This is a genomic window from Ralstonia mojiangensis, from assembly GCF_023955645.1.
Classification (GTDB): domain Bacteria; phylum Pseudomonadota; class Gammaproteobacteria; order Burkholderiales; family Burkholderiaceae; genus Ralstonia; species Ralstonia mojiangensis.
In genome coordinates this window covers 838,944-862,318 of sequence record NZ_JAMXHU010000002.1, presented here as the reverse complement: position 1 = coordinate 862,318, position 23,375 = coordinate 838,944, and the positions used below count along the sequence as shown (strand labels likewise).

At 63.8% G+C, this 23,375-nt stretch carries 23 protein-coding genes; 5 read left to right on the top strand and 18 right to left on the bottom strand.

From position 1 onward, the window contains the following. Positions 1-429 precede the first annotated feature (429 nt). Complete coding sequence (locus NG898_RS10820) at positions 430-2,838, top strand: DUF6600 domain-containing protein (protein WP_252692292.1); 2,409 nt, start codon at positions 430-432, stop codon at positions 2,836-2,838. Positions 2,839-2,939: 101 nt separating this feature from the next. Here NG898_RS10820 and NG898_RS10815 read toward each other — a convergent pair whose 3' ends face one another. From NG898_RS10815 to NG898_RS10750, 14 genes are all read right to left on the bottom strand, one after another. Beyond that, positions 2,940-3,356 (bottom strand): F0F1 ATP synthase subunit epsilon, encoded by a 417-nt coding sequence (locus tag NG898_RS10815; RefSeq protein ID WP_009239559.1) that lies wholly within the window; start codon positions 3,354-3,356, stop codon positions 2,940-2,942. Positions 3,357-3,448: 92 nt separating this feature from the next. Continuing rightward, positions 3,449-4,852, bottom strand: coding sequence for a F0F1 ATP synthase subunit beta (gene atpD, locus NG898_RS10810; RefSeq protein ID WP_024542535.1), 1,404 nt, complete (start codon positions 4,850-4,852; stop codon positions 3,449-3,451). Positions 4,853-4,894: 42 nt separating this feature from the next. Further along, positions 4,895-5,770, bottom strand: a complete 876-nt coding sequence (gene atpG, locus NG898_RS10805) for a F0F1 ATP synthase subunit gamma (protein ID WP_004628636.1) — start codon at positions 5,768-5,770, stop codon at positions 4,895-4,897. Positions 5,771-5,834: 64 nt separating this feature from the next. Beyond that, positions 5,835-7,376 carry a F0F1 ATP synthase subunit alpha gene (gene atpA, locus NG898_RS10800; RefSeq protein WP_252692291.1) on the bottom strand — a complete coding sequence of 514 codons (1,542 nt, stop codon included), beginning with the start codon at positions 7,374-7,376 and terminating at the stop codon, positions 5,835-5,837. A gap of 73 nt (positions 7,377-7,449) precedes the next feature. After that, positions 7,450-7,986 (bottom strand): F0F1 ATP synthase subunit delta, encoded by a 537-nt coding sequence (locus NG898_RS10795; RefSeq protein ID WP_232041392.1) that lies wholly within the window; start codon positions 7,984-7,986, stop codon positions 7,450-7,452. 2 nt (positions 7,987-7,988) lie between these two features. After that, entirely contained in the window at positions 7,989-8,459 is a 471-nt protein-coding gene (locus NG898_RS10790; RefSeq protein ID WP_045205302.1) for a F0F1 ATP synthase subunit B, read from the bottom strand. Positions 8,460-8,565: 106 nt separating this feature from the next. Then, a complete protein-coding gene (gene atpE, locus NG898_RS10785) occupies positions 8,566-8,832 on the bottom strand; it encodes a F0F1 ATP synthase subunit C (RefSeq protein ID WP_003262709.1) in 267 nt (88 codons plus the stop codon). 83 nt (positions 8,833-8,915) lie between these two features. Then, positions 8,916-9,797 carry a F0F1 ATP synthase subunit A gene (atpB, locus tag NG898_RS10780; protein ID WP_092976258.1) on the bottom strand — a complete coding sequence of 294 codons (882 nt, stop codon included), beginning with the start codon at positions 9,795-9,797 and terminating at the stop codon, positions 8,916-8,918. 232 nt (positions 9,798-10,029) lie between these two features. After that, positions 10,030-10,578, bottom strand: a complete 549-nt coding sequence (locus NG898_RS10775; protein ID WP_092976338.1) for an ATP synthase subunit I — start codon at positions 10,576-10,578, stop codon at positions 10,030-10,032. 351 nt (positions 10,579-10,929) lie between these two features. Next, entirely contained in the window at positions 10,930-11,841 is a 912-nt protein-coding gene (locus tag NG898_RS10770) for a ParB/RepB/Spo0J family partition protein (protein WP_092976255.1), read from the bottom strand. 17 nt (positions 11,842-11,858) lie between these two features. Continuing rightward, positions 11,859-12,644, bottom strand: coding sequence for a ParA family protein (locus NG898_RS10765; protein ID WP_092976251.1), 786 nt, complete (start codon positions 12,642-12,644; stop codon positions 11,859-11,861). 37 nt (positions 12,645-12,681) lie between these two features. Beyond that, positions 12,682-13,350, bottom strand: coding sequence for a 16S rRNA (guanine(527)-N(7))-methyltransferase RsmG (rsmG, locus tag NG898_RS10760; RefSeq protein ID WP_252692290.1), 669 nt, complete (start codon positions 13,348-13,350; stop codon positions 12,682-12,684). Next, entirely contained in the window at positions 13,350-15,299 is a 1,950-nt protein-coding gene (mnmG, locus tag NG898_RS10755) for a tRNA uridine-5-carboxymethylaminomethyl(34) synthesis enzyme MnmG (protein WP_252692289.1), read from the bottom strand. Before mnmG ends, rsmG begins: the two co-directional genes overlap by 1 nt. Before the next feature lie 171 nt (positions 15,300-15,470). After that, positions 15,471-16,412 (bottom strand): LysR family transcriptional regulator, encoded by a 942-nt coding sequence (locus NG898_RS10750; RefSeq protein WP_252692288.1) that lies wholly within the window; start codon positions 16,410-16,412, stop codon positions 15,471-15,473. An 86-nt stretch (positions 16,413-16,498) separates the two neighbouring features. Here NG898_RS10750 and NG898_RS10745 point away from each other — a divergent pair, with 86 nt between their 5' ends. Further along, positions 16,499-17,512, top strand: a complete 1,014-nt coding sequence (locus NG898_RS10745) for an aldo/keto reductase (protein WP_252692287.1) — start codon at positions 16,499-16,501, stop codon at positions 17,510-17,512. A gap of 68 nt (positions 17,513-17,580) precedes the next feature. On the opposite strand, the gene NG898_RS10740 is transcribed toward NG898_RS10745, so the two are convergent. Together NG898_RS10740 and NG898_RS10735 are read right to left on the bottom strand one after the other, a co-directional pair. Beyond that, a complete protein-coding gene (locus tag NG898_RS10740; RefSeq protein ID WP_252692286.1) occupies positions 17,581-18,729 on the bottom strand; it encodes an ABC transporter substrate-binding protein in 1,149 nt (382 codons plus the stop codon). 156 nt (positions 18,730-18,885) lie between these two features. Further along, complete coding sequence (locus NG898_RS10735) at positions 18,886-19,491, bottom strand: short chain dehydrogenase (RefSeq protein ID WP_252692285.1); 606 nt, start codon at positions 19,489-19,491, stop codon at positions 18,886-18,888. Positions 19,492-19,598: 107 nt separating this feature from the next. On the opposite strand from NG898_RS10735, the gene crgA reads away from it, so the two are divergent. Together crgA and NG898_RS10725 are read left to right on the top strand one after the other, a co-directional pair. Further along, positions 19,599-20,507, top strand: a complete 909-nt coding sequence (gene crgA, locus NG898_RS10730; protein ID WP_252692284.1) for a LysR family transcriptional regulator CrgA — start codon at positions 19,599-19,601, stop codon at positions 20,505-20,507. A gap of 5 nt (positions 20,508-20,512) precedes the next feature. Then, positions 20,513-20,728, top strand: coding sequence for a DUF3820 family protein (locus NG898_RS10725; protein ID WP_252692283.1), 216 nt, complete (start codon positions 20,513-20,515; stop codon positions 20,726-20,728). A 12-nt stretch (positions 20,729-20,740) separates the two neighbouring features. Here NG898_RS10725 and NG898_RS10720 read toward each other — a convergent pair whose 3' ends face one another. Beyond that, positions 20,741-21,637 carry a LysR family transcriptional regulator gene (locus NG898_RS10720; RefSeq protein WP_252692282.1) on the bottom strand — a complete coding sequence of 299 codons (897 nt, stop codon included), beginning with the start codon at positions 21,635-21,637 and terminating at the stop codon, positions 20,741-20,743. Between the two features lie 105 nt (positions 21,638-21,742). Between NG898_RS10720 and NG898_RS10715 the strand changes: the two genes are divergently transcribed. Next, positions 21,743-22,699 (top strand): SDR family oxidoreductase, encoded by a 957-nt coding sequence (locus NG898_RS10715; RefSeq protein WP_252692281.1) that lies wholly within the window; start codon positions 21,743-21,745, stop codon positions 22,697-22,699. On the opposite strand, the gene NG898_RS10710 is transcribed toward NG898_RS10715, so the two are convergent. After that, positions 22,685-23,236 (bottom strand): phosphonate degradation HD-domain oxygenase, encoded by a 552-nt coding sequence (locus NG898_RS10710; protein WP_252692280.1) that lies wholly within the window; start codon positions 23,234-23,236, stop codon positions 22,685-22,687. The genes NG898_RS10715 and NG898_RS10710 overlap by 15 nt on opposite strands. Positions 23,237-23,375: the final 139 nt, after the last annotated feature.

The following is a 23,375-nucleotide window of genomic DNA, read 5'->3' as shown; positions in this document are numbered from 1 at the left end:
GCGGCTTTTACCACGCTTGCATTCGATTGCAATCCGACACACTTTGTTACGCCTCAGGGCCACCCCGTCACCCACAATGCCTTCGCACCCCGGCGTTTGTGTCCAATTGTTGTGCGCCATATCTGGCCCAGCGGTGGCGGCGACACGGCGTCCGGTGCAAGGTTACCCCCTCCTTTCGAATTGACCCCTCGAAGGGATTTCCCGTCCGCGCGGTGCTCCCCGGCCCGCGCGCTTTTTTTTGTGTGCGCAATTCGCGCGCCTGCCCGCGTGCTTCCCACCTTCCCCAACGCCCTGGATGCGACCGATCCGTCTATCGGCTTCCTGCGCGACGAAACACGCTCTTACAAAGGCAAGTCGACCCCTCGGCGCCTGCCGCGTTAAATGGAGACATCCACGCGGCACAGGCCGCCATAAAAACGAGGGCTCACCATGTCCAATGTTTCCCGTCGTTCTCCTCTCTCCGGTGTACGGCTGCCGCATGTGCTGCGCGCGGTGGGCGTTGCCGCCGTATTGCTAGTTTGCGGTGCGCAGGCCGCGATGGCCGCCGATCCGGCCTCACGGGTGGCGCGGCTGTCGGACTTTTCCGGCACGGTTAGCTTCGCGCCCGCCGGATCCGATGATTGGGCCGGGGCCTCGCTCAACCGCCCACTCACCACGGGCGACCGCTTGTGGTCGGACCAGGGCAGCCACAGCGAGCTGCACGTCGGTTCTACGGCACTGCGCCTGGGCCAGAACAGCGGCGCCACCCTCGTCGACCTGGACGATCGCAACACGCAAGTGAAGCTCACGCAAGGCGCCCTGTCGGTTCGCGTGCGTTCCCTGCCCGCCGACCAGACCATCGAAATCGATACGCCCAACCTGGCGTTCACGCCGCAGGCCCCGGGCGAATACCGTCTCGACGTTGCACCTGATGGCTCCAGCACGACCGTCACCGTGTGGCACGGTCAGGGCACGGCCTACGGCGATGACCGCTCCACCCCGCTGGGTACCGGTCAGCAAATCCGCTTTGGCGGCACCGATCTCGCCGAGGCCGGCGGCACCGACAACCCCGGCCGCGACGCCTTCGACCGCTGGGCGGAATCTCGCGATGCCCGCGAAGACGCATCTGTCTCTGCCCGCTACGTCGGCCGTGAAATGACCGGCTACGAAGCCCTCGACGACAACGGCACATGGCGTGAAGAAGACGGCTACGGCGCCGTGTGGGTGCCGCGTGCCGTGCCCGCCGGCTGGGCACCGTATCGCACAGGCCATTGGGCCTGGGTGGCACCGTGGGGCTGGACGTGGGTCGACGACGCGCCTTGGGGTTTCGCGCCTTTCCACTATGGCCGCTGGGCGTATGTTGGATCCACCTGGTGCTGGGTGCCCGGGCCGGCGGTGCCGCGTCCGGTCTATGCGCCCGCACTCGTTGGTTTCGTGGGCGGCGGAGGCGGCGGCGGCGTGAGCTGGGGGATCAACATCTCGATCGGCTCGCCGGGTGTGGCGTGGTTCCCGCTGGCGCCAGGCGAGGCATACCGCCCCGTGTATGCAGCCAGCCCGACGTATGTGACGAACATCAACCGCACGGTGGTGGTGAACAACGTCACGGTCAACAAGACCATCATCAACAACAACACCAACGTGACCAACGTTCGCAACGTGAACCGGGTCACCTATGTCAACGCCAACAACCCGGCCGCGCTGACGGCGGTGCCCGCCAAGACGTTCGTCAACGGCCAGCCCGTCGGCCCCGCCATGACGCATCTGCGGCCGGAACAACTGCGCGCGCAGATGGCGCACGCGCAGTTTGTGTCGACGCCGGCGCTGGCACCGGTGCGTGCCAGCCTGGTGGGCGCAGCAGCCAACGGCGGGCCGCATCAATTGCCGCCGGCACAGGCATTTGCACGTCAGGCGATTGCGGTGCGCGCACCCGCCCTGCCGGCAGGCGGGCACGATGCATTGGCGGAACGGTTCCGATCACAAGGCGGTGCGCTCCCGGGCGCTGGCCCGGCGTGGACGGGCGGCAACGTGGGCGCCCGCGTTGCGCCGGTGCGGGGTCACGCCAATATGGGAGTGCCGACCCCACCCGCGGCTGCGCAGGCAGCAGGGCTACGTCTGACTCGCGCCGCACCGAGTGGGCAGAATGGGCCTGCGCACGCCGGTAACGAGGCGGCCCGACCGCAGGAACAGCACGGTCCGAATGGGCCGCAAGGATTGATGGGTTCGCCGAACCCGCAGGGTGCGCAAGCGCCGCACGGCGCCCAGCCTGGGCCGGCACCGCGGGCCCTCATGGCCCCGGACTCGATCAACCGTCCACGCCCGTTGCCGGGTGCCGCCGCACCGCAGGAGCGCCCCGGACAACCGCAGATTGGGCAGGCGCCACAAGGCCCGGCCGGCATGACAACACGGCCGCCGCAGCGCGAAGACGCGCCCGGTACACCGCGTGACGAGCGCCGCGCCTTCGAGCCGCGTCCGCAACTGCCGCAGCCCGGCCCGCAAGCGCCTCATCCGCAACAGCAACCTCAACCGCAGCGCGGTGGCCAGGAGCCGAATCGCTTCAACGGCAACACGGCACCGGCCATGCAGGAGCGTCCGCACAACGAGCCGCCGCAGATGCGCGCCCGCCCGGAGCCTGAACAGCGCCGGCCGGAGCCGCACACGGAGGCCCCGCGGCCGGCACCGCAACCGCAACCGCACGTTGAGATGCGCCCGCCGCAACCGCAGGCCCTGCCACGTCCGCCTGAGGCTCGCCCGCCGCAACCTCAACCGCAGGCCCAACCGCCTCGGCAGGAACACCATGAAGCCCAACCGCATCCGCAAGGCAATCGCGGTGAAGAAAAGCACGAAGGTGAGCACCGCTGAGCGGGTGTTGCACCAGTTCGCAGGCGAAAAAAAAAGCAGCCCTTCGGGGCTGCTTTTTTGTCTGCGCTGGCCGATGACACCGGCCAGCACACACTTTTGCCTTAGCGCTTGCGACGCAGGCGTGCGATCGCTGCAAGCTGCGCAGCGGCCACGGCCAGTTCACCTTGCGCACGGGCCAGATCCAAGTCGCTGCTTTGATTCTGCAGCGCCTCTTCGGCCGCACGCTTGGCTTCGTTCGCCTTGGCTTCGTCCAGGTCGTGACCGCGGATTGCGGTATCGGCCAGCACGGTTACCTTCTTCGGCTGCACTTCGAGAATGCCACCGGCAACGAACACGAACTCTTCGCCGCCATCTTCCTTCTCGATGCGCACGGCGCCCGGCTTGATGCGCGTGATCAGCGGCGTGTGACCAGGCAGAATGCCCAGCTCGCCGGCTTCGCCGGGCAGTGCCACAAACTTGGCATTGCCGGAGAAGATCTCGTGCTCAGCGCTGACGACGTCTACATGAATGGTTGCCATCTCGATTCCTTTGCTCAGAAAAGCGGCTTCCTGAATGGACTTCAGGAAGCCAGTACTGGCCCCGGCTTACGCACGGCGCCAGACCGTTGCTCTTACTGGAGCTTCTTGGCCTTCTCGAAGGCTTCGTCGATCGAACCGACCATGTAGAACGCCTGTTCCGGCAGGTGATCGCACTCGCCGTCCACCAGCATCTTGAAGCCGCGGATGGTTTCCTTCAGCGGCACGTACTTGCCCGGCGAGCCCGTGAACACTTCTGCCACGTGGAACGGCTGCGACAGGAAACGCTGGATCTTACGAGCACGGCCCACGGCCAGCTTGTCTTCCGGCGACAGTTCGTCCATGCCCAGAATCGCGATGATGTCGCGCAGTTCCTTGTAGCGCTGCAGCGTCTTCTTCACGCGGTCGGCGACTTCGTAGTGTTCCTGGCCGACCACTTGCGGGTCGAGCTGGCGCGAAGTCGAGTCGAGCGGATCCACTGCGGGGTAGATACCCAGTGCAGCGATGTCACGCGACAGCACGACGGTCGAGTCCAGGTGCAGGAAGGTCGTTGCCGGCGACGGGTCGGTCAAGTCATCGGCAGGCACGTACACGGCCTGGATCGACGTGATCGAGCCAGTCTTGGTCGACGTAATACGTTCCTGCAGCTTGCCCATTTCTTCAGCCAGCGTCGGCTGATAGCCCACGGCGGAAGGCATACGGCCCAGCAGTGCCGACACTTCGGTACCGGCCAGCGTGTAGCGGTAGATGTTGTCGACGAAGAACAGGATGTCACGGCCTTCATCACGGAAGCGCTCGGCCATCGTCAGGCCGGTCAGCGCCACGCGCAGACGGTTGCCCGGCGGCTCGTTCATCTGGCCGAACACCATGGCCACCTTGTCGAGCACGTTGGAGTCCTTCATTTCGTGGTAGAAGTCGTTGCCCTCACGGGTACGCTCGCCCACGCCAGCAAACACCGACAAGCCCGAGTGCTGCTTGGCGATGTTGTTGATCAGCTCCATCATGTTCACGGTCTTGCCGACGCCGGCGCCACCGAACAGACCCACCTTACCGCCCTTGGCGAACGGGCAGACCAGGTCGATCACCTTGATGCCGGTTTCCAGCAGGTCCACCGACGGCGACAGTTCGTCGAACTTCGGAGCCTTCTGGTGAATCGCGCGCTTTTCGTCGCAGGCGATCGGGCCGGCTTCGTCAATCGGGCGACCCAGCACGTCCATGATGCGACCCAGCGTGCCGTGACCGACCGGCACCGAGATCGGCGCGCCGGTGGTCGCCACGCGCATGCCACGACGCAGACCGTCGGACGAACCCAGCGCAATGGTACGCACCACGCCGTCGCCCAGTTGTTGTTGCACTTCGAAGGTCAGGCCCTTCTCGGCGAACGAAGCGTCGTTGCTGTCATCCAGCACCAGCGCGTCGTAGACCTTCGGCATCGCGTCGCGCGGGAACTGAATGTCCACCACGGCGCCGATGCACTGCACGATATTTCCGTTTGCGATACTCATTTGTATCTCCAATAACTTGATTCTTTGCCGTGGCTATCAGACTGCCGCTGCGCCGCTGACGATCTCGGACAGTTCCTTCGTGATCGCTGCCTGACGGGTCTTGTTGTAGACCAGTTGCAGTTCGCCGATCACGTTCTTCGCATTGTCCGAAGCCGCCTTCATCGCCACCATCCGGGCCGATTGCTCGGACGCCATGTTCTCGGCCACCGCCTGGTACACCAGCGCCTCGACGTAGCGGATCAGCAGCTCGTCGACCACCGTCTGTGCGTCCGGCTCGTAGATGTAATCCCACGAGTAGGCCTGCTTCTCGGCGTCGCTCTGCGCGAGCTTGTCGGCGGTCAGCGGCAGCAGTTGCTCGACCACCGGCTCCTGCTTCATCGTGTTGATGAAGCGGGTGTACGCGAGGTACACGGCATCGATCTGGCCAGCGTTGAACGCGTCCAGTTGCACCTTGATCGCGCCGATCAGCTTTTCCAGATGCGGCGTGTCGCCCAGATGCACGACGTTCGAGACCACCTTCGCACCGACGCGGCCCAGGAACTGCATGCCCTTGGTACCGATGGCAGTGGTTTGCGTCTCAACGCCCTTGTTCTGCAGATCGCGCAGTTGGGTGGTGACGGCACGCAGCACGTTGGTGTTCAAGCCACCGCACAGGCCCTTGTCCGTCGTCACCACGATCAGGCCGGCACGCTTGATGTCGCGCGCAACCATGAACGGGTGCTTGTACTCCGGATTGGCCAGTGCCATGTGCGCAGCCACGTTGCGGATCTTCTCGGCATACGGGCGGGCAGCACGCATCCGTTCCTGCGCCTTGCGCATCTTGGATGCGGCGACCATTTCCATCGCCTTGGTGATCTTGCGCGTGTTTTGCACGCTCTTGATCTTGGTGCGGATTTCTTTTGTTCCGGCCATTTCTTCCTCTCCGTTCAAACCTGGTCATGCTGGCTACGCGCGACCAGTTTCGGGAATGACGCGGTTAGAACGCGGCGGACTTCTTGAAATCCTCGATCGCGGCACGCAGGGCGGCCTCATCGTCCTTCGAAAGATCCTTCGTATCTTCGATGCGGTTGATGAGATCGGCGTACTTCGTCTTCAGCGTGTCGTGCAGGCCCTTTTCAAAAGCCAGGATGTCCTTCACGTCCACGTTGTCGAGGAAGCCGTTGTTGGCTGCGTACAGCGACGCGGCCAACTGCCACACTTGCAGCGGCTGGTATTGCGGCTGCTTGAGCAGTTCGGTCACGCGGCGGCCGCGCTCGAGCTGCTTGCGGGTCGCTTCGTCCAGGTCGGAAGCAAACTGCGCGAACGCAGCCAGTTCACGATACTGAGCCAAGTCGGTACGGATACCGCCGGACAGCTTCTTGATGACCTTGGTCTGAGCAGCACCACCCACACGCGACACCGAAATACCGGCGTTGATTGCGGGGCGCACACCTGCGTTGAACAGGTCGGTTTCCAGGAAGATCTGGCCGTCGGTAATCGAGATCACGTTGGTCGGAACGAACGCGGACACGTCGCCGGCCTGCGTTTCGATCACGGGCAGTGCGGTCAGCGAACCGGTCTTGCCCTTGACTTCACCGTTGGTGATCTTCTCGATGTGCTCGGCGTTCACACGTGCAGCACGCTCCAGCAGACGCGAGTGCAGATAGAACACGTCGCCGGGGTACGCTTCACGGCCAGGCGGACGGCGCAGCAGCAGCGAAACCTGACGGTACGCCCAAGCTTGCTTGGTCAGATCGTCATACACGATGAGGGCGTCTTCGCCACGGTCGCGGAAGTATTCGCCCATCGTGCAGCCGGCGTAGGCCGACAGGTACTGCATGGCAGCCGAGTCGGAAGCGGCAGCCGCCACCACGATCGTGTAGTCCAGCGCGCCGTGCTCTTCGAGCTTGCGCACCACGTTGGCGATCGTCGAAGCCTTCTGGCCGATTGCCACGTACACGCAGAAGATGCCCTTGCCCTTCTGGTTGATGATGGCGTCGACGGCCACAGCGGTCTTGCCGGTCTGACGGTCGCCAATGATCAGCTCACGCTGGCCACGGCCGATCGGCACCATTGCGTCGATCGACTTCAGACCGGTCTGCACCGGCTGGCTCACCGATTGACGTGCGATCACGCCCGGAGCGACCTTTTCGATCACGTCCGTCTTCTTGGCGTTGATCGGGCCCTTGCCGTCGATCGGCTGGCCCAGTGCGTTGACCACGCGGCCCAGCAGTTCCGGACCAACCGGCACTTCCAGAATGCGGCCCGTGCACTTGACTTCGTCGCCTTCGGAAATGTGCTCGTACTCACCCAGCACCACAGCGCCGACAGAGTCGCGCTCGAGGTTCAGCGCGAGGCCGAACGTGTTGCCCGGGAATTCCAGCATTTCGCCTTGCATCACGCCCGACAGGCCATGAATGCGGCAGATACCGTCCGTCACGGAAATGACCGTGCCGGTGTTCTTTGCGTCAGCGCCAGCCTTCAAGCCCTCGATACGGGTCTTGATCAGGTCGCTGATCTCGGAGGGGTTCAGTTGCATCGAATGCTCCTAATTCTTCAATCTGTCTGCGGGCGCGATATCGTCGATTGCATCGTCGCCTCGCGAAACAGCATTACGCGGCGGTCAGCGCAGACTGCATCTGCGTCAGGCGCGCGCGCACCGAGGTGTCGAGCACTTCGTCGCCAATCTGCACACGCACGCCGCCGATCAACGAAGGATCGACGTTCACGTGAGCCTGCAGCTTCTTGCCGAACTTGCGTTCGAGCGTGGCGACCAGTTCGGTCAGGGGCGCGCCCTCAAGCGGGAACGCACTGGTGATCTCGACGTCGGCGGCGCCTTCGCTGGCATTCCGCAGCACATGGAATTGCGCGGCAATTTCCGGCAGCAGCGACAGGCGCTTGTTGGCCACCAGCAGGCCAACCAGTTCCTTCGCCTCATGCGAAACCGGAGATTTCAGCGCCGACAGGAAGATCCCCGCCACATCGGCTTTGGAGAGCTTCGGATCATCGGCGACTGCCTTCATGTCGGGCACGGCGGCAATTTGCCCCATTTCCGACACGAGCTCAGACCATGCACCCAGATTGCCGGCCTTCGCCACGCGGAACAGCGCCTCTGCGTACGGACGGGCAACGGTTGCGAGTTCTGCCATGATTACAGCTCAGCCTTGAGTTGATTGAGCAGATCGGCGTGGACCTGCGCATTGACTTCACGCTTGAGGATCTGCTCGGCACCCTTGACGGCCAGCACAGCAACCTGGTCACGCAGCGATTCACGCGCGCGCACGGTTTGCTGCTCGGCTTCTGCCTTGGCTTGCGCAATGATGCGCGCGGCTTCGGCCTGGGCGTTTTGCTTGATCTCGTCGGCGCTCATCTGGGCGCGCTTTTCAGCGTCCGCGATGCGTTGCGCGCCTTCATTGCGCGCTTCGGTCAGTGCCTGGTCGACCCGCTTGTTGGCCAGCTCCAGCTCAGCCTTGCCCTTGTCGGCAGCGGCCAGGCCATCGGCGATTTTCTTCGCGCGTTCGTCGAGCGCCTTCACCAGGGGCGGCCAAATGAATTTGGCAACAACCCACCACAGGATGAAGAACACGACCATCTGCGCGACGAGTGTGGCGTTCAGGTTCATGGTGTGTTCCTTTCGGTATTGAGACTACGGATCAATGCACGAAGCGGCGAGGGTCACGCGCAGCGTTCACCCAGGCCGCCTCCGGCATCATGCAGACCGAAAAGAATTACTTGATGACCGACAGCAGCGGGTTGGCGAACGCGAACAGCATGGCCACACCAACACCGATCAGGAATGCCGCGTCGATCAGGCCAGCCAGCAGGAACATCTTGGTTTGCAGCGGGTTCATCAGTTCAGGCTGACGTGCGCAGGCTTCGATGTACTTGCCGCCCATCAGTGCGATGCCGAGGCAGGCGCCGATAGCACCCAGGCCAATGATGATGCCGATACCGATGGCGGTCAGACCTTGGATGTTGGCGAGAAATGCTTGCATGATGACTCCCTTTTACGTGAAAGACTAAGAACTTGAGAACTTGGAAAAATCAAACGGAACCGGAGAACCTGAACCGCAACTACTTAGTGGTGTTCATGTGCCTGGCCGATATACACCAGCGTCAGCATCATGAAGATGAAGGCTTGCAGCAGCACGATCAGGATGTGGAAGATCGCCCACACTGCGCCAGCCACCACGTGACCCACGAAACCCAGCGCCGACGTGTCAGCACCAAACGTCCAGACCGAGCCGAGCAGCGCGATCAGCAGGAACACCAGTTCGCCCGCGTACATGTTGCCGAACAACCGCATGCCCAGCGACACAGCCTTGGCGAGGAATTCAATGATGTTGAGGATCAGGTTGAACGGCGCGAGATACCACTTGGCGCCGAAGGGTGCCGACAGCAGCTCGTGCGCAAAGCCGCCAGCGCCCTTGATCTTGAAGCTGTAGTAAATCATCAGGATCAGCACGGCGAACGACATGCCAAACGTGCCGTTCAGGTCAGCCGTAGCCACCGCGCGATGGTGCGGCACGTGCACACCAAAGGTACCGAGGAGGTGGTTGACGCCCGTGACCCAGTCCACCGGGATCAAGTCGACCGCGTTCATCAGCGTGACCCACACGAAGACCATCAGCGCCAGCGGAGCAATCCAGGAACGATCGCCGTGGATGATGCCCTTGGCTTGGTCATCGACCATCTCGACGACGAGTTCAACGAAAGCCTGGAAGCGGCCCGGAACGCCGGCGGTAACGCGACGTGCGGCGATGCCCAGGAAGATGATGCCGATCAGGCCCATCAACACGGACCAGAACATCGTGTCCCAGTTGATGACGGAGAAGTCGACAACGGAGGCCTGCTTGCCGCCGATGCTATTGAAATTCTGCAAATGCTCCGCGATATACGCGGAAGGCGTAAGAGCGTGCTCGGCGGCGTGGCCGGCGGCTTCTGCGACTTCAGTTGCCATGATGATTCAGTCCAATATTGCGAAACATTCTTCGTGACCCGTTCCGACTCGCGCCCGATTCAACCAGGTTCCTCCTGGAGATCGCGGACTGCACGCGGCCGAAACGCGCCACCTTATTCTTGTGGAGTGTCAGCGCAATGAACCGGGGCTTCTCCTGCCTCAGGCTACTGCCACATGCCAACACGTCCAGTGTGCCCGCCGTGTCGTGGTGGGCTGGAGCCGACTCAACGCGCTATCGCAGCGCGAGACCGACCCAATACATCTTGAGTGCCAGGATCAGGGTGATCAGCAAGGGCGGCCAATGCAGGCCCTTGAAGACAACCACCACGATCACCAGCAGCGCGACCGTGCCGAGCACCTTGATCGCTTCGCCCACCACCAGACGGGCGATGGATTCGAACCCCTTGGCCGCCGACAGCCGCATCGCGAACCATGCCGAGGGCACCACGCACACGCCGCCACCCAGCAGAGCAGACAGCGCAGCCTCGCCCGCTGACGCAGCGCTCGTGCCCGCGAACCAACTGCCGACATACCAACCGAGCGCACACAACAGTGTGATGGCCACTTGGCCGAGCACGATGGAAAAGGGCGTGATACGCGAGGCCTGCAGAGCCTGCTCGCCGAACAGAGCGACCGCCTCGTCATGTGAGAGCACATGCACCGGCGGTTCCGCCTTCTCCTCATCGTCCCAACTATCGTGCTTCGGATCCTGCACCGACTGAGGTCGGGCGGCGTTCAACGAAGCGTAAGAATCGGGCCGTTGCCGGTCGGCTGGCTGCATGGAAGAATGTGCTTTCATCATGCCGCACCGCTTTGGGTCAGGCGGATTTAAAACCGCACGATTTTACGGGACATGGCGTTCGCCAGTCAACGCGCAAGCGAACGCTCGTGCGGGCGCCTTCGACAGCACTCAGCGCGGCCGCGTTCCATATGGCATGCACAATGCAGCGCTGCTGCCGAGGCACCGAATCCGCCGGATGGAGCGGCACCCCGTTGATTCCATGATGGTGTGGGCGATACGCAGCGTCGATGACGCGCGAGGTAATCGCACCAATTCCGTGCCAAGCGGCTGCCCGCAAATGGCGCAACCACGCCGGCTACGGCAGGTGCGTCAAACTGTCGCAGGTAAAATTCAGGCAGCTTCTTCGCCGCCATCAGGACGCAGGCGCGCCAACAACCCGTCGAATTCGTCGAGACTGCTGAACTGCACAGTCAACTGACCACGGCCCTTTGCTGCCAGCTTGATCTGCACGCCCAAGCCCAGTTGATCAGCCAGTTCCTCTTCCAGGCGCGCAACGTCGCGACCGCCCTGGTGGCCGCCCTTCTGCTTCAGTGACTTCAGCTCGAACGGCTTGAGCGTCAACGCCACCAGTTTTTCCGTCTCGCGGACCGACAGGCGCTTATTGACGATCTGATTGGCCAATGTGATTTGTGTTGCACCATCGACGGCGAGCAGCGCACGGGCGTGGCCCATGTCGAGGTCGCCGGCCATCAGCATCGTCTGCACAGGCTGGGCGAGATTCAACAGGCGCAGCAGGTTCGAGACCGCGCTGCGCGAACGCCCGACCGATTCCGCTGCCTGCTCGTGCGTGAACTGGAATTCCCGCACCAAGCGCGCGATGCCCTGCGCTTCTTCCAGCGGGTTGAGGTCTTCGCGCTGGATGTTTTCGATCAGCGCCATGGCGGCGGCCGATTCATCCGGCACGTCCTTCACGAGGACGGGCACTTCGGTCAGGCCGGCGAGGCGCGATGCGCGGAAGCGGCGTTCACCTGCGATGATTTCGTACTTCGGCTTTGTGCCGTCGGACTCGACCTTGCGCACCAGAATCGGCTGCATCAAGCCTTGGGCGCGGATGCTCGCGGCAAGCTCCTGCAGCGCGCCTTCGTCCATGCGCGTGCGCGGCTGATATTTGCCGGGCTGCATCTGTTCCAGCTTCAGGACCGTCGGCGCGCCCTCCTGCTTGGCGGCTTCGACAATCTCGGCCGGACTGCCGAGCAGCGCTTCGAGGCCGCGGCCCAGTCCCTTTTTCTTCATCGTGCTCATGTTGTTCCTCTTGCTGCTCAGGCCGGCATGTCGGCCATCTGCCGCACGCGCGCGATCATCTCGGCGCCGAAATCCAGATAGGCCTTGGCGCCTTTCGATGCCACGTCAAACGCTACGCCCGGCATGCCGTACGACGGCGCTTCGGCCAGACGCACGTTGCGCGGGATGACCGTCTTGAACACCTTGTCGCCGAAGTGCGATTCGAGCTGTGCCGAGACCTGCTGCTGCAGCGTCACGCGCGGGTCGAACATCACGCGCAGCAGGCCGATCACCTTGAGGTCGCGGTTCAGGTTGGCGTGCACCTGCTTGATGGTGTTCACCAGATCCGACAGGCCTTCGAGCGCGAAGTACTCACATTGCATCGGCACAACCACGCCATGCGCGGCGCACAGGCCGTTGAGCGTCAGCAGCGAGAGCGACGGCGGGCAGTCGATGAGGACAAAGTCGTAGTCGGCTTCCACCTCGGCGAGCGCAAGCTTGAGGCGATTTTCGCGATGCTCCAGATCGACCAGTTCGACTTCGGCGCCGGCCAGGTCGCGGTTTGCTGGCAACACGTCATAGCGCCCGGCCTCGGAGCGCTTGCGCGCCTGCGGAATCGTCGCCAGCCCGACAAGAACCTGGTAGACGCTGAATTCGAGCGTGTGCTTGTCAATGCCCGAGCCCATCGATGCATTGCCCTGCGGGTCGAGATCGACCAGCAGCACGCGCTGCCCTTGCGCGGCCAGCCCGGCCGCGAGATTCACCGTGGTGGTGGTCTTGCCGACCCCACCCTTCTGGTTGGCGATCACGAAAATATTCGACATGACTCCTCTGCGGTGAATGGCTCGCTACAACGTTCGCTCACGCCGACGGCGCGAGGATGACCAGGTGACGTTCGGCCGGCAGCCCCGGCACGGTCAGGCGTTCGATGGCCTCGACGGTCCAGCCGGCGGGCAAGCGTTCAATTTCGGCATCCGGGCGCACGCCCTTCATGGCGACCATGCGACCGCCCGGGGCCAGCAGATGCCCGGCCAGATTTACGAAATCGACCAGTTCGGCAAAGGCGCGCGAGGTGATGACGCCATAGCCGGTGGCATCGGCCAGTTTTTCCACGTGGCCCCAATGCGACTGAGCGTTGGTCAGACCAAGCTCGGCACGGCACTGCGTCAGGAAGGCGGTCTTTTTCTGCACGATGTCGACCATCGTGACGCTTACATCGGGAAAGGCGATGGCGAGCGGGATGCCCGGCAGGCCGCCGCCCGAACCGACGTCCAGCACACGCGGTGCGTCGGGTTGGGCACGGCGGGCCAGCTCGGCGATGCGCGACACGGCCGAGAGCGAATCCAGCAAGTGGTGCGTCAGCATGTCGCCGGCGTCGCGAATGGCGGTCAGGTTGTAGACGCGGTTCCATTTGGCCAGCAGCCCTTGGTACGCCAGCAGGCGATCGACTTGCGCTTCGTCCAGCGACAAGCCAAGCGCGCGGGCGCCGGCTTCCAGCTCTGTTCGGGCGTCTGTCAGTGCATTCGCCATCAAGCGGCCTCGCCTTCCGAGGTGGCACGGGGGCCGACTTGTCCACGCAGCACGCCCTTCTTCAAGTGCACGAGCAGCAGTGACACGGCGGCCGGCGTGATGCCGGAGATACGCGAAGCCTGTCCGATGGTCTCCGGCTTGTGCTTGGCGAGCTTCTGCTGGACCTCGATCGACAGGCCGCGCACTTGCGAATAATCGAACTCGGCTGGCAGGCGCGTGTTTTCGTTTGCACCAAGGCGCTCGACTTCATCGGCTTGCCGGGCGATATAGCCATGGTATTTGATGCCGATCTCGACCTGCTCGCGGATCTGCTCGGCCAGCAGCGGGTCTTCAGACAACGGCGATTCGAGTGCGTACTTGCCGCCCTGCATGCCCATGAGCGTTTCGTACGTCACGTTCGGGCGACGCAGCAAGTCGGCCAGAGCGTACTCACGCTCAATGCCTTTACCAAGCACCGGCTCAGCGTCTTCCAACGGAAGCGTGGCCGGGTTCACCCAAGTCGACTTGAGGCGCTCTGTTTCACGTGAAACAGCGTCGCGCTTCCGATTGAACGCATCCCAGCGCGCATCGTCGACGACGCCCAGCGTGCGGCCGACTTCGGTCAGGCGCATGTCGGCGTTGTCTTCACGCAGGCTGAGGCGGAACTCGGCCCGGCTGGTGAACATGCGGTACGGCTCGGTCACGCCGCGGGTGATGAGGTCGTCGACGAGCACGCCCAGATAGGCCTGGTCGCGGCGTGGCGTCCAGGCTTCCTTGCACTGCACTTGCAAGCCGGCGTTGATACCGGCCAGCAGGCCTTGCGCCGCCGCCTCTTCATAACCGGTCGTCCCGTTGATCTGGCCGGCGAAGAACAAGCCGGAAATCGCCTTGGATTCCAGCGAAGCCTTCAGTCCACGCGGGTCGAAGTAGTCGTACTCGATGGCGTAACCGGGGCGCAAGATGTGGGCGTTCTCCAACCCGCGCATCGAGTGAATCAGATCGAGCTGCACATCAAACGGCAGGCTGGTCGAGACGCCGTTCGGGTAGAACTCGTTCGTCGTCAGGCCTTCCGGCTCCAGGAAAATCTGGTGGCTGTCCTTGCTGGCGAAGCGGTGGATCTTGTCTTCGATGCTCGGGCAGTAGCGCGGCCCCACCCCTTCGATCACGCCCGTGTACATCGGGGAGCGATCCAATCCCGCCCGGATGATGTCGTGCGTGCGCTCGTTGGTGTGCGTCACCCAGCATGGCACTTGGCGCGGATGCATGTCCGCACGGCCCATGAACGAGAACACCGGCACTGGATCGAGATCGCCCGGCTGCTCTTCCAGCATCGAAAAGTTGATGGAGCGGCCGTCAATGCGCGGCGGCGTACCGGTCTTGAGGCGCCCTTGCGGCAGCTTCAATTCCTTCAAGCGCGCCGACAGCGATACCGCCGCGGGGTCCCCCGCGCGGCCGCCGGTGTAGTTATTCAACCCAACGTGGATCTTGCCATCCAGGAACGTCCCGGCCGTCAACACGACGGCGCGTGCACGGAACTGCACGCCGACCTGCGTCACCGCACCGACAACGCGGTCGCCCTCAACAAGCAGGTCTTCCACAGCCTGCTGGAACAACATCAGGTTCGGCTGGTTTTCCAGGCGATGACGGATCGCCGCCTTGTACAACACGCGGTCCGCCTGGGCGCGAGTTGCCCGGACGGCCGGGCCCTTGCTGGAATTGAGGATACGGAACTGGATGCCGCCCTCGTCCGTCGCGATAGCCATGGCGCCGCCCAGGGCGTCCACTTCCTTGACCAGATGGCCCTTGCCGATGCCCCCGATGGACGGGTTGCAGCTCATCTGCCCCAGCGTCTCGATGTTGTGCGTCAGCAGCAGGGTCTGGCAACCCATGCGCGCCGCCGCCAAGGCGGCCTCGGTGCCGGCGTGTCCGCCGCCCACCACGATCACATCGAATTCAATTGGATACAGCATGGCTTCCTCCTCGCATGGAGGCATCGAAAATTTGGAGAAGCGGAATTATAAGTCGCGCAGCTACACCGCAGTTCGACCATGCGGCAATCGAGACAAAATTCGCCCGCTTTTCGTGTTTCACGTGAAACATGCACCGCTTGTTGGCCGCGTTTGTGTTTCACGTGAAACACATCAACCGGTAGGCGCTCCGCCCTCGCGGTCCGAGTGCGCGCGCAGAAAATCAATGAAGACACGCAGCTTGCCCGGCATCTGTGGCGTGCGTGGGAAATAGAGATGAAAGCGATACATCGGGGGGCACCATGCCTCAAGCACCCGAACCAGATGCCCGGCCGCCACATCCTCGGTAATGAGGTCCTCGAGCACGTGCGCTAGGCCAACGCCCTGCTTCGCCGCCTCAACCATCGCCAGCACGTCGTTGGCAATGAAACCACCCGTCACGTCGGCAGACTGAATGGCCCCGCTGGGCTCGACAAACTCCCAGTCGTACAAGGCTCCGCTGCTTGGAAAACGGTAGCGGATGCACCGATGCCCGCGCAGTGCGTCGGGTGAATCCGGTATCCCATGCGCTTGCAGATAACCGGCGCTACCCACCACCGCGATACGACGCGCCGGCCCGATCGGCACGCCGACCATGTCGCGCTCGACACGCTCGCCAAAGCGGATGCCGACATCAAAGCGGTCTGCGACGATCGCGGACAGCCCGTCGTCCACCGACACCTCCAGTTCGATGCGCGGATAGCGAGAGAGAAAATCACCAAGCACCGGCTGCAGCACCGACTGGTACGCCACGCGCGAAGCCGTCACGCGCAACGTGCCGCGCGGCTCTGTTGCACGCTCCCCTACTTCCGCCATCGCACCGTATAGCGCGTCAAGGCCAGGCCGCGCGACGGCAAGCAGCGCTTCACCGGCTTCCGTTGCACTGACCTGTCGCGTGGTGCGTGCCAGCAGTTGCACGCCGAGCGCCGATTCCAGCCGCCGGACCGTCTGCGACAGCGCGGACGTCGAAACATCCAGCGCCGCGGCTGCCTGCGTAAAACTCCCCGCCTCAGCCACGCGGCGCAACGCATCCAGCGCGGGCAGCAGGTCCGGATCGATTGTGAATTCTGTCTTCATAGTGCATCCGATTCTATCCACTTAATCGGCGTGACCGCGCTGCCTAGACTGGCGACTCCTCTCCCTGACCTGACAAGGACATCGCCATGCAGACACGACAACTTGGTCAATCCGACCTGCACATCTCGCCACTCGGCTTCGGCACCTGGGCCTCGGGCGGCGGCAACTGGGAATATGGCTGGGGCGCGCAGGACGATCGCGACTCCATCGCCGCCATTGCCGCTGCTGTCGACGCCGGCATCAACTGGGTCGACACTGCGGCCGCCTATGGGCTGGGCCACGCGGAGACGGTGGTCGGCCGCGCGTTGCGTGAGTTGCCCGCAGAACTGCGCCCGTACGTGTTCACCAAAGGTTCGCTGGTGTGGGATGCGCAGGGGCGGATTTCGCATTCGCTCGACCCCGCATCGCTTTCACGTGAAATCGACGACAGCCTGCGCCGCCTGAAGGTGGAAACGATCGATCTGTACCAGATCCACTGGCCGGCATTTCCTCCGGGTGCGCCGGAGCAGTCGATCGAAGCCGCCGTTGCCGCGCTGGCAGAGGCTCAACGTGCCGGCAAGATCCGCCACATCGGCGTGTCGAATTTCGATGCGGCGCAACTGGAACGGGCACGCTCGGTCGCGCCGATTGCCTCATTGCAACCGCCCTACTCGCTGCTGATGCGCGGCATCGAAGAATCCATCCTGCCTTACACGGCGGCGCATGGCATCGGCAACATCGTGTATTCGCCGCTGCAATCGGGGCTGCTGTCGGGACGCATGACTCGCGAGCGCATCGCCGCGCTACCCGCCGACGACTGGCGCGCGCAGCGCAGCCCCGAATTTCAGGAGCCGAACCTGACACACAACCTGGCGCTCGTGGATGTGCTGCGCGACGTGGGGGCACGGCATGGGCGCACGCCTGCCGAAGTCGCCATCGCGTGGACGCTGCGCAACCCGGTGGTCACGGGCGCCATCGTCGGCGTGCGACGGCCGGAGCAGCTCGAAGGCCTGCTCGGCGCGGCGGGCCTCAAGTTGACCGACGCCGATCTCGCCGAAATCCGGGCCGCGCTGCCCAAGACCACGGCATCGCCCGTGCCGCAGAGCCTCGCCAACGCTTGAGCCCCGAAAAGCAAAACGCACGGCGCGAACCGTGCGTTTTGCGTGGGACGATGACGTTGGCTACGCCGTCAGTTCTGCAGCTTCCACTTCCCGTCCTTGATCTCCACCATCACCCGCGCCCGCTGATCCAGCCCGAGGTGATCCTTCGCGTTCATGTTCATCACGCCGTGCGAGATCGCCAGATTGGTGGTCGTCTCCATCGCATCGCGCAGTCCCTTGCGGAACGCCGGTGTGCCAGGTTGCCCCTTCTTCAGCGCTTCGGGCATCGCATGCGTGAACAACAAACCGGCATCCCACATGTGGCCGCCGAAGGTGGAAACCTGCCCGCCATAGGCCTTCTCATATGCCGTCTTGTACGCCAGCGCTGGCTTCTTCACCGGGTTGCTGTCGGGCAGTTGCTCGGCAACCAGGATCGGGCCTGCCGGCAGGAACGTGCCGTCGCAGTCCTTGCCGCACACGCGCAGGAAGTCGGCGTTCGCCACGCCGTGTGTCTGATACAGCTTGCCCTTGTAGCCCCGCTCCTTGAGCGCCCGCTCCGGCAGCGCGGCAGGCGTACCCGAGCCTGCGATCAACACTGCGTCCGGATTGGACGACATGATCTTCAGCACCTGCCCTGTCACCGACGTATCGGTGCGCGCAAACCGCTCGTTGGCGACAACCTTCAGCTTGCGCAGCCCTGCCACCTTGTCGAACTCCTGCGCCCACGAATCGCCATAAGCATCGGCAAAGCCGATCAACGCGACGGTCTTCACGCCGTGGTTGACCATGTGCTCGGCAATGGCGGTCGCCATGTGCGAATCGTTTTGCGGCGTCTTGAACACCCACGCCCGCTTGGCGTCCATCGGCTCGATGATGCGCGCCGATGCGGCCAGGGTGATCATCGGCGTTTCGCTCTCGGCCACCACATCCACCATCGCCAGCGAGTTTGGCGTGACGGTCGAGCCAATCACCAGGTCGACCTTGTCTTCGGTGATCAGCTTGCGTGTGTTCTTGACGGCCGTAGTCGTGTCAGACGCATCGTCGAGCACGATGTACTCGATCTTCTTGCCTGCGATTTCCTTGGGCAACAGCGCCACGGTGTTCTTTTCCGGAATGCCGAGCGAGGCGGCCGGCCCCGTGGCAGACACCGTGATACCGACCTTCACCTGGGCGAATGCCGTGCCTGCCAACAACGCCGTTGCGGCGAGTGCAATGCGGGATGCGCGCGAAACCTTCATGCCGTCTCCTGAGATGTGCCGAGCGGGTCTGCGCCCGCTCTGGATCTGCGATTTGGCCGACCGCTGGGTCGGGGATGAACGAGTCTAGAAGGAGTCACGCCACGCGGGCAAGGGGGAGATACCCCGAACCTTAACGTGTTCACGACCTGGGCAGATTCAGCCTACGCGATACACCCGCCCGCTCTGCACGCCCTCCACGCTGCGGCGGTAGGCCAGCGCCGCCCGCGCTGCTGGCACCGGCTCGAAGCCGGGAAAGAACGGGCCGTATGCCTCCATCGATTCAGTCAGCACCGTCGGGCTCACCGCGTTGATGCGGATGCCGCGCGGCAACTCGCACGCAGCAGCGCGCACGAAACCCTCGACGGCAGAGTTCACGGCCGTCGCGTTGGCGCCCTGCGCGATCGGCTCCTGTCCGACGATGCCGGTGGTGAGCGTGATCGAACCGCCGTCGTTCAGATAATGCTGGCCGACGAGTGCCAGGCGCACCTGACCGAGCAGCTTGTCCTGCAGGCCGATATTGAAATCCGCCGCGCTCATTTTGGTCAGGGGCCCGAAGAACAGGTTGCCGGCGGTGGAGACGATCGCGTCCACGCGGCCGAGTTTGTCGAACAGCGCGGCCACGCTGTCGGCGTTGGTGATGTCGACCTGATGCTCACCCTGCGTGCGGCCCACGCGAATGACCTCGTGCGCACCGCCCTGCTCCAGTTCCGCCACCACGGCGCGGCCCAGCGTGCCGCTGGCACCAATCACGACGATTTTCATGCTCTGCTCCTTCACAAATCCGGTTGGAATGGCGCCCATTCTTGGCCGAACTCACTATGTGATAAAGCCGTGATACCTTCGATCATTCCAAATCAATAGTTCGGAATATGGACAAGTTGCGCAGCATGGAAACCTTCGTCGCCGTGGTGGAAGGCGGCAACTTCACCGAGGCTGCGGCGCGGCTTGAAATGTCCGCGGTGATGGTCGGCAAATATGTAAGCGCATTGGAGACGCAATTGGGTGCGCGCCTGCTCCAGCGCAGCACGCGCCGCCAGAGCCTGACCGACGCCGGCCGCGTGTTCTACGAAGACGCCAAGCGCGTGCTGGAACAGGTGCGCTGGGCGGAAACGTCCGTCGAACGGCTGCGCGCGTCGCCCTCAGGCACGCTGCGCGTAAGTGCGCCCACCACGTTTGGCGCGTGCGTGATCGCACCGTTGGCGGCGACGTTCCAGCAGGCACATCCGCAGGTGCTCGTAGAGCTGAACCTAAGCAACAGCATGGTCGATCTCGTCGACGAGGGGTTCGACCTCGCCATCCGCATCGGGCCGCTGGGCGATGCCGATCTGGTCGCCAAGCCGCTGTGCGTGTATCGCATGGTCATCTGCGCGTCGCCGGATTACCTCACGCGGTACGGGCGGCCGGAAACACCGGCAGACCTGCCACAGCACCGCTGCCTCTCGCACATGGTGTGGAACAACCGCAATGCCTGGCAGTTGCGGGACTGGGAAGGCGACACGCCCTGGCGCGACGACCCCGCCTTCACCTGCAACGACGGCCACGGCCTGCGCGCTGCAGCGGTTGCGGGCGCGGGCCTGCTGCTGCAGCCCGAAGTGCTTGTCGCAGAAGACCTGGCAAGCGGCCGCCTCGTGCGCGTGCTGCAGGCGTATGCGCCCGAGCCACGGCCGATTCATGTCGTGTATCGGCAAGACCGGCGGCCGTTGCCGAAGCTCTCCGGTTTTGTTGCGCATTTGCTGAAGCAGGTGCCCGCGCTCGTCCCCACATCGACGGCACAATAGCGCCCATGAACCCCGAAGATCTCCAACGCCTCGTCACCACGCAAATGCCCTTTGGCAAGTACAAGGGCCGCCTGATTGCCGACTTGCCGGGCCATTACCTCAACTGGTTCGCGCGCGAGGGCTTCCCGCCGGGGCAGATCGGCCGCTTGCTCGCGCTGATGCAGGAGCTGGATCACAACGGGTTGAAGGGGCTTCTCGACCCATTGCGCCAGAGGCGATAGCAACACGATCGATCAATCGCCGTTGATGTATCGCAGCAACCCCGAGGCCAACGCATCAAACACGACGCGGCAGCGCGGGCTGTCACGCAGGTCTTCGTGCATGGCGAGCCAGGTGTCGAGCGTGATGGCGATCCGATCGCTGAACAGCCGGACCAGATCCGCGTTGTGCCGTATCAAGCCGACCTGGCAAAAGCCGACACCAAAACCAGCACGCAGCGCGGCAATCGCAGCCAGATCACTGTCGGTGCGCAGCGCGAAGCGGTTGCGTTGGATCCATGGGAACTGCGCCCGCACGCTGCGCAGAAATGCGTTTTCCTTGTCGTAGCCAATCAGGGTGTGGCCCGCGAGTTCTTCCATCGTGGTTGGCGTGCCGCGCTGTGCCAGATAGCGCTGATGCGCAAACAACCCCAATTCGATGCCGCCCAGATACCGCGCGACAAGCACGCCCTGGCTCGGCGGCTGCATGCGCACAGCGATGTCCGCCTCGCGGCGCAGCAGGTCTTCCATGCGGTTGGACGGCACAAGTTCAAGCGTCAGCTCCGGATATGCAGCGTGCAGATCGGCGAGGATGGGCGGCAACACCTCCACCGCCACGACCTCGCTGGCGGTGATGCGCACGGTGCCGCGCACACCCTCGCCCTGGCTGGAGGCGGCGCGCAACAAGGCGGCGCTGGTGGCTTCGAGCGATTCGGCAAACGGCCGCAGCGATAGCGCCGTTTCTGTCGGGCTCAGCCCCTGCTGCGTGCGAATGAACAGCGACATGCCCAGCGCCCGTTCCAGCGCGTCGACATGCCGGCCCGCCGTCGGCTGCGTCAGCCCCAGCGCGCGGGCGGCGCCCGACAGCGATCCTTCTCGCACGACGGCAAGAAACGTCCGATACAACTCCCAACCCGGCTCAGATCCGTTCATACAAATTCGTATAGCTGTACGCTCATCATCAACAATTCCATTGAAGCACAGCTGCGTCCAGAATGCCTCCATCGCAACGCTCTCACACACAACAGGAGCACGGTCATGGAACAGGCACAACGCATTGCATTGGTATTGGGCGCCACCGGCGGCATCGGCGGCGAAGTGGCACGTCGGCTGGTGGCACGTGGCTGGCATGTGCGGGCGTTGCAGCGCAATCCGGACGCGCTGACGAACCGCAACACCGCATTCGAATGGATTCGCGGCGACGCGATGGTGCGCGAAGACGTGGTTGGCGCGGCGCAAGGCGCGGAGTTGATCATCCACGCCGTCAACCCGCCGGGCTACAAGAACTGGGCCGGCCTGGTGCTGCCGATGATCGACAACACCATCGCCGCCGCCCGTGCTTCAGGTGCGCGCATCGTGCTGCCGGGCACGGTGTACAACTTCGCACCGGACACGTTTCCAGTGCTGCGCGAAACGACAAAGCAGGCACCGCTCACGCGCAAGGGCAAGATCCGCGCAGAACTGGAGCGCCGCATGCAGGCCGCCAGCGCCGAGGGCATGCGTAGCCTGATCGTGCGTGCGGGCGACTTCTTCGGGCCGCAAACAAGCAATACGTGGTTCGCTGGCGCGCTGGTCAAGCCGGGCAAGCGCGTTCGCACCGTCACGTATCCGGGCGCCGACGGCATCGGCCACCAATGGGCGTACTTGCCGGACGTGGCCGAAACGATGCTGCGTCTTGTCGAGCAAGGCGACCGTCTGCCGGACTTCGCCGTTTATCACATGCGCGGGCACTGGGATGCCGACGGCACGCAGATGCCCGCATCGATCGGCCGTGCGGTGGGCCACCCGGTCAAGACGCGCGCATTCCCGTGGTGGCTGATGCCCGTGCTGGCGCCATTCTCGGAGATGCTGCGCGAGATGCGCGAGATGCGTTATCTGTGGCAACAGCCGGTGCGCATGGACAACGCCAAGCTCGTGCAGACGCTCGGGGCCGAGCCGCACACACCGTGGGACGAAGCCGTGGGCACGACGCTGCGTAGCCTAGGCTGCCACTGAAACCCGCGCGGCCGTCGCGAGGAAGTGGGCAAGATCAGGTGTGCGCTGCCCGGCTACCTTGGCGAGGTCATCCCAGCGGCGCAGTTGCAGTGCATCGGCAGCGTACGGACGCTGCATGAAGGCCTCCGCTTCCTGCGCCGAAAACACTCCGCCCTGCAATGCCAGGCTCCGTACGGAATCCGCTGACAGACGCGCGTAGTAATGCGCATCCATCGCGCACAGGCAGCGCTTGGCATCCACATGCAAGCGGATTGGCTCCAGCACGGCATCGGGAAACGTCGCACGCAGAAACGGCAGCGCAAAGTATTGGTGCTGATCGTCGATGCCGTGGGCGGTCGGCGTCTCACCCTGCAGGTTCAGCAAATGGCCAAGGTCGTGCAGCAGCGCCGCCGTGATTAGCGCATCCGACGCGCCGGCAGCCTCTGCCAGCGCCGCCGTCTGCAAGGCATGTTCGAGCTGGGTGACGGGCTCGCCGCTGTAGGCAATGTCGCCGTGGCGGTCGAACAGCGTGCGGATGTCGTCGAAACTCAGGGCCATGATGCTGCGCGGGCAAAAGCAGAACCTCGCAGCGTAGCCGCCCCGTGCGGCAACACGGTGACAACGCGCCGCGCATTAGCCCGCGTGATCGGCACGATTAGAAAGTTTGGTTGGGAATGCGCGGCGCCCGCCCATATCT